The following is a 5,731-nucleotide window of genomic DNA, read 5'->3' as shown; positions in this document are numbered from 1 at the left end:
CGAAGCCGCCATGAAGGCGGCCCTTGCTCAGGCGTAAATCTCCACTCCAAATAAACAAAGGGCATTCCCGCGACAGCAGGAATGCCCTTTGTGCTTGAGACGTTTTGGGTCCCTACTTCCAGGTAAAGGCCCGGGTCACCGCGTAGTTGAACACCGAGCTCATGATCGCGCCCGAAAGGCCGGCGACGAAGGTCTGGTGATCCCACTGGTAGATCGCATTGGCGACCGAAATATTGGCAATGCCACCCAGCGCGCAGATCGCACAAAAACTCAGGAAGCCCGTGATCAACCGCGTGCCCTTCAGCTTGCGATCGGCATAGGTCAGGTTGTTGTTGAGCACGAAGTTCCAGGTCATGGCGATCAGCGTCGCCGCAATCTGGGAGATCAGGAATTCCGTGGTCTGCGACACCACCTCGCCCTGGATCAGCACGGCCGTGAAGAACCAGAGCGTTGCGAGGTGCACGACAACGCCGGTACCTCCGACGAGGCCAAACAGCAGGAAACTCGGCGGCAGCGTGCCGCCGGTCATCTTCGACACCCAGAGACCGAGATACTGGATCACGATCAGCGGGTTCATCTTGCTCTCGCCGGCATGGCGCTGGCGGAACGTATAGGGCACTTCGGCGATCTTGAGCGGCTTGCCCATGCGGGCCGACGTCACGATCAGGTCGATGAGGATCTTGAAACCATCGCTCGCCAGTTTCGGCGCCGCTTCAAGCGCCGCCTCGCGACGGACGAGGAAAAACCCGCTCATCGGATCGCTGACCGCCTGCCCGGCGATCATGCCCGCGAGCTTGTTGGCAAGGTTGCTGCCCGAAAGCCGGGTGGCGCTGAGGCCATCGCCGGCAGAACCGCCCTCGGCAAAGCGCGAACCGACCACGAGATCGGCGCCATTAAGCGCTTCGGCCAGCATCTTTGGCAGAATGGTCTCGTCATGCTGATGGTCGGCATCGATCACGGCCACATAGGGCGCAGCGGTAACCGCCATGCCTTCCACACAGGCCGAAGCAAGGCCACGGCGGCCAAAGCGGCGGAGGCAGCGGATATTGGCATAGACCCGGCTCAGTTCGTTGACGACATCGGCCGTGCCATCGGGGCTATTGTCGTCGACGACAATCATTTCCCAAGGCGTGTCGCCGAGCGCGAGGGCGACTTTTTCATAGAGCAACTCGATATTGCCCCGCTCATTATAGGAGGGGACGATGACGGCGAGCTGGGGAGGACGGAAATTGGTATGGAGTTCGACGAGGGCTTCTTGGATAGGGCCGTTCGACATTTGTTGAGCACTCTGGCTTCGGGCATCTCCTTAAAAGCATAACGCGCACTTAAAGTTGCGTGGCATAGAATTCATGGCAGGTTTGCACGCCACGCAGATGTGACCGTCTTCGCTTTGTGCCAATTCACGCATTCCACATGGCAGGAGGTGCCATGCACTCGCCCAGTCTTGATACCGGGCATGACAAGCCGAACCGGCTGGTCCTGCTTCTCCCCCTGCTCTTCGTGGTCAGCGGCACGCTGATCCGGTTCCTCGCCTTCCGCTACGCCCAGCCAGATACGGACTGGACGCAATATTTCGATGCGCTCTGCCGCTGGGATTGCGGCTGGTACGTCCATATGGCCGAATCCGGCTACGACACCTTCCCGGTGCCCTCGCGCGTGTCCGCCGGGAACTGGGCATTCTTCCCGTTCTATCCCATCCTGGTGGGGTTGATCGGCAAGGTCATACCCCTGCCCACCATCGTACTGGCGAGCCTTGTCTCGATCCTCACCGCCTACGCCGCCGTGGTCGCCGCCTGGCCGCTGCTCGGTCGTAACATCCGCGCCTATGCGCTCTATGCCGCCTTCATCCTCTCGGGCCCGCTGTCGTTCTACTTCACCACCTTCTTTACCGAGGTGATGTTCGTGCTGCTGACGACGCTGGTATTCCGCTTCATCGGCCGATCCGATTATCTCGGCGCCGCGGGCGCCGCGGCCCTGCTCTCGGCCACCCGCATCGTCGGGGTCTTTGCATCGCTCGCCATCGGCATCAAGGCGTTGATGGATTACCGCGCGACCAGAGGAACCTGGCGTGGCGTCATCGGCGGCCTTCTGGGCCAGCCAAAGCTGGTACTCGCGATCTTCATCTCGCCGCTCGGCTTCTTCGTCTATGTGGCCTTCCTCAACTACTGGATCGGCGACGGCCTCGCCTTCAGCCATACCCAGCGCGCCTGGGGCCGGATGATCGACAACCCCTTTATCTATCTGTGGGAAGGGCTGATCAACTGGCCCGACAATGGCGCGCTCCTCAGCAATTCCCAGATCCTGGCGTTGGCCGCCGTCACCGGCCTTGTCTGCACGGTGATCCTTGCCATTCGCCGGCAATGGCCGGCCGTGGTCTTCTGCCTTTTCTGCATCCTGATCCCGCTGGCGGCGGGCCTGGCGTCCATGCTGCGCTTCATGGCCGGCATGGTGCCGGTCACCGTGACGCTCGCCACGCTTCTCGGCCGCAATCGCGCGGTCTTCGCCATCAGCCTTTTGGGGCTGATCGTCAGTGCCTGGTTCGTCACGCTCGCCTGGCTCGGAGGCAATGTTGCGCTTGTCTGATCGCTCGCCTCTCGCCATCTATGCGCTCGCGGCCGTCCTCGCGCTCGCCGAACTCGCCATTCTGTGGCAGGCCCTGCACCCCAATGTCTCGGCCGATTATCGCGCCTATTACATCGACCGCACGACGACCTGCCTGCCCCAGCCAGTGACGGGCGCCTATGTTCTCGGCACCGAACTGAACTTCCGCTCAGGCGGCGATGAGACGCGCGAACTGCGCCCCTGCGGCTGGAGCGGCCCGGCCGGCGACGGCATGCATTCAGTGGGCGAGACCTCGCGCCTGCGCTTCGCCATCGGCACGCCGCAACCCTTGACGCTGATGCTGGAATTGACAGGCGTCACCCTGCCGGGCCCGGCCAAGCAGCGCGTCGTCATTTCGGTCGATGGAAGCAAGATCGGTGACATCGCCGTGACGCCGGACAAGACCGAGCGCTTCACGCTCGCGATCCCGGCCAAGGCCCTGGGCGAGAGCGGCTTTGCCAATATCGGGCTCGACTTCCCCGATGCCATCAATCCCGGCAAGCGCGTGTCGAACACATATTGGCGATCGGTCAAGCTGACCGCCGCGTCGCTCAGCCCGGCACAGCCAGGCTGAGCGTAGACGGGAATTAGTGGTCGGAAGCGCCTTCGATCATGCCGAGCGCCGACATGTAGAGCTCGAGTATGGCTTCCTGCTCCATACGCTCATTGGCGTCCTGCTTGCGGATCGTTACGATCTTGCGCAGGATTTTGGTGTCAAAGCCGTTGCCCTTGGCTTCGGCATAGATTTCCTTGATGTCAGCCGCGATGGCGGCCTTCTCTTCTTCCATCCGCTCGATGCGCTCGATAAAGGCGCGGAGCTGATCCTGGGCGACGCTGTCTTCGACGGCCATCGTAAACCTCATTTTGTTCTGGTCCGTCTTGAACCCCATGGGCTCGCCGGGTTCAACCCCTTGACGGCCCGATTCTCTACAAATGTGCCGTTCCGCATACCCGCAATTCCGTCAAATCCAGGCATTAGCCATTGACCCGATTGTTCTCATCGGCTCAAACACTCCCGGTAATTCCATGACCCAGGGCCTGCCCTTGCATCGCTTCTGCCTCGGCTCGACGCTTCTGCCGCTTCTTGCGGGCGGTTTTTTCCTCGCCGCTCCCGCACCCGCTTTCGCCGATTTGCGTATCTGCAACCAGACGGCCAACATCGTTTCGGTGGCTTTGGGCTATCGCGCCGAGCGCGGCTGGATGAGCGAAGGCTGGTGGCAGACCCCGCCCGGAGATTGCCGCACGCTCTACCAGGGCGATCTCGCGCGCCGTTTCTATTACCTCTATGCCGTGGACGATATTGGCGGGGGCGCCTGGGATGGCCAGGTGTTCATGTGCACCCGAGATGAAACCTTCACAATATTCGGGGTTGAGGATTGCCTCGCACGGGGCTATGAGCGCACGGGGTTCTTTGAAATCGATACCCAGAACCGGACGGACTGGACGCTGCAGCTGAGCGAAAGCGCTGGCGCGCCCAACATAGTGGGTCCGGATGAGGGTGAAGATCTAGAGGAGCCGGCCTTCCTGGTTGACCCTGAAAACCAAGCCGACCAGGTGGTCCCCCTCCCGCCGCCACCGCCAGACAGACAGAGCACGGATACGCAATGAGACGGATCAGACGCGCAAAGATCCTCGCCACCCTCGGGCCCGCAAGCAACGAGGAAAAGATGATCGAGGAACTGGCAAAGGCCGGTGCGGACGTATTCCGCATCAATATGAGCCATGCCAGCCACGAGCTTCTGCACCAGACCGTGGCGCGCATCCGCAGCGTCGAGGCTCGCCTCAAGCATCCGCTCGGCGTGCTCGTCGACTTGCAGGGGCCCAAGCTCCGCGTCTGGAAATTCGCGGAAGGCTCGATCAACCTGGTTGCCGGCCAGAAATTCACGCTCGACAGCGAGAAGAACGACAACGGCAATTCCGAGCGCGTTTACCTGCCGCATCCGGAGATCATCGAGAGCGTCTCTGTCGGAGACCGCCTCCTTCTGGACGATGGCAAGCTGCAACTCAAGGCTACTAAAGTCGGAGGCGGCGTCATCGAGACCGAAGTGGTCTATGGTGGCAAGCTCTCCGACAAGAAGGGCGTTTCCCTGCCCGACACGCTGCTGCCGACCGGCGCGCTGACCGAAAAGGACCACGCGGACCTGCTCGAAGGCCTCAAGGCCGAGGCCGACTGGATCGCTCTCTCCTTCGTGCAGCGCCCCGAAGACATCATCGACGTTCGCAAGATCGTCCAGGGCCGCGCCGGCGTCATGGCCAAGATCGAAAAGCCCCAGGCCATCGATCGCCTCGAAGAAATCGTAAAACTCTCTGACGCCATCATGGTGGCGCGCGGCGATCTCGGCGTCGAACTGCCGCTTGAAACCGTTCCGGGCCTGCAGAAGCGCATGATCCGCATGTGCCGCCGCTATGGCAAGCCGGTGGTCGTGGCGACGCAGATGCTCGAATCCATGATCACCTCGCCGGTGCCGACCCGCGCCGAAGTCAGCGACGTCTCGATCGCCGTCTTCGAAGGCGCCGACGCCGTCATGCTCTCGGCCGAATCCGCCTCGGGTCAGTACCCGATCGAAGCGGTCGCGACCATGAACAAGGTCGCCGTGGCCGTCGAAAGCGATGCCAACTATCGCGGCATTATCCGCGCCGCTCAGACCGAGCCGGAGGCAACCGCCGCCGACGCCATTTCGGCCGCAACCCGCCAGGTTGCTGAAACGCTCGATCTCGCCGCCATCGTCACCTACACGGCTTCCGGCTCGACCGGCATCCGCGCTGCCCGCGAACGGCCGAGCAAGCCCATCATCGTGCTCTCGCCCAATATGCGTACCATCCGCCGCATGTCGGTGGTCTGGGGCGTGCATTGTGTGCAGACCGAAGACGCCGTGTCGCTCGAAGACATGGTCGATCGCGCCTGCGTCATCGCCTATCAGGAAGGCTTTGCCCGCCCCGGCGACCGCATCGCCATCACCGCTGGCATTCCGCTGGGCACGCCAGGCGCCACCAACATGCTCCGCATCGCCTTCGTCCGCCAGGACGGCGCCGGCTCGAGCTGAAACAAGCTGCCACCTGAATATAAGAAAAGGCCCCGATCAATTCGGGGCCTTTTCTATTTTGGGCGGGAGGCGAGCTGATCGACGGG

Annotated in this window: 6 protein-coding genes; 4 read left to right on the top strand and 2 right to left on the bottom strand. The window is 62.2% G+C overall.

What is annotated here, in order from left to right; all coding sequences use genetic code 11:
* Nucleotides 1–112 precede the first annotated feature (112 nt).
* Nucleotides 113–1,276 (bottom strand): glycosyltransferase family 2 protein, encoded by a 1,164-nt coding sequence (locus tag J0I64_RS18725; protein WP_291411069.1) that lies wholly within the window; start codon nucleotides 1,274–1,276, stop codon nucleotides 113–115.
* 152 nt (nucleotides 1,277–1,428) lie between these two features.
* Here J0I64_RS18725 and J0I64_RS18720 point away from each other — a divergent pair, with 152 nt between their 5' ends.
* Both J0I64_RS18720 and J0I64_RS18715 read left to right on the top strand, forming a co-directional pair.
* Nucleotides 1,429–2,583: a hypothetical protein gene (locus tag J0I64_RS18720; RefSeq protein WP_291411067.1), complete on the top strand. Its 1,155-nt coding sequence runs from the start codon at nucleotides 1,429–1,431 to the stop codon at nucleotides 2,581–2,583.
* Nucleotides 2,576–3,175, top strand: coding sequence for a hypothetical protein (locus J0I64_RS18715; protein ID WP_291411065.1), 600 nt, complete (start codon nucleotides 2,576–2,578; stop codon nucleotides 3,173–3,175). The genes J0I64_RS18720 and J0I64_RS18715 overlap by 8 nt, the downstream gene beginning before the upstream one ends.
* Nucleotides 3,176–3,188: 13 nt before the next feature.
* On the opposite strand, the gene J0I64_RS18710 is transcribed toward J0I64_RS18715, so the two are convergent.
* The gene (locus J0I64_RS18710) at nucleotides 3,189–3,464 is read right to left on the bottom strand and encodes a DUF2312 domain-containing protein (protein ID WP_291411064.1); all 276 of its coding nucleotides are present in this window, start codon (nucleotides 3,462–3,464) and stop codon (nucleotides 3,189–3,191) included.
* A 163-nt stretch (nucleotides 3,465–3,627) separates the two neighbouring features.
* Between J0I64_RS18710 and J0I64_RS18705 the strand changes: the two genes are divergently transcribed.
* Both J0I64_RS18705 and pyk read left to right on the top strand, forming a co-directional pair.
* A complete protein-coding gene (locus J0I64_RS18705) occupies nucleotides 3,628–4,209 on the top strand; it encodes a DUF1036 domain-containing protein (protein ID WP_291411062.1) in 582 nt (193 codons plus the stop codon).
* Entirely contained in the window at nucleotides 4,206–5,645 is a 1,440-nt protein-coding gene (pyk, locus tag J0I64_RS18700; protein WP_291411060.1) for a pyruvate kinase, read from the top strand. The genes J0I64_RS18705 and pyk overlap by 4 nt, the downstream gene beginning before the upstream one ends.
* Nucleotides 5,646–5,731 lie beyond the last annotated feature (86 nt).

Source organism: Devosia sp., from assembly GCF_017307565.1.
Classification (GTDB): domain Bacteria; phylum Pseudomonadota; class Alphaproteobacteria; order Rhizobiales; family Devosiaceae; genus Devosia.
Note: the sequence above shows the minus strand (reverse complement) of the source record. Positions and strands in the feature narration are given on the sequence as shown.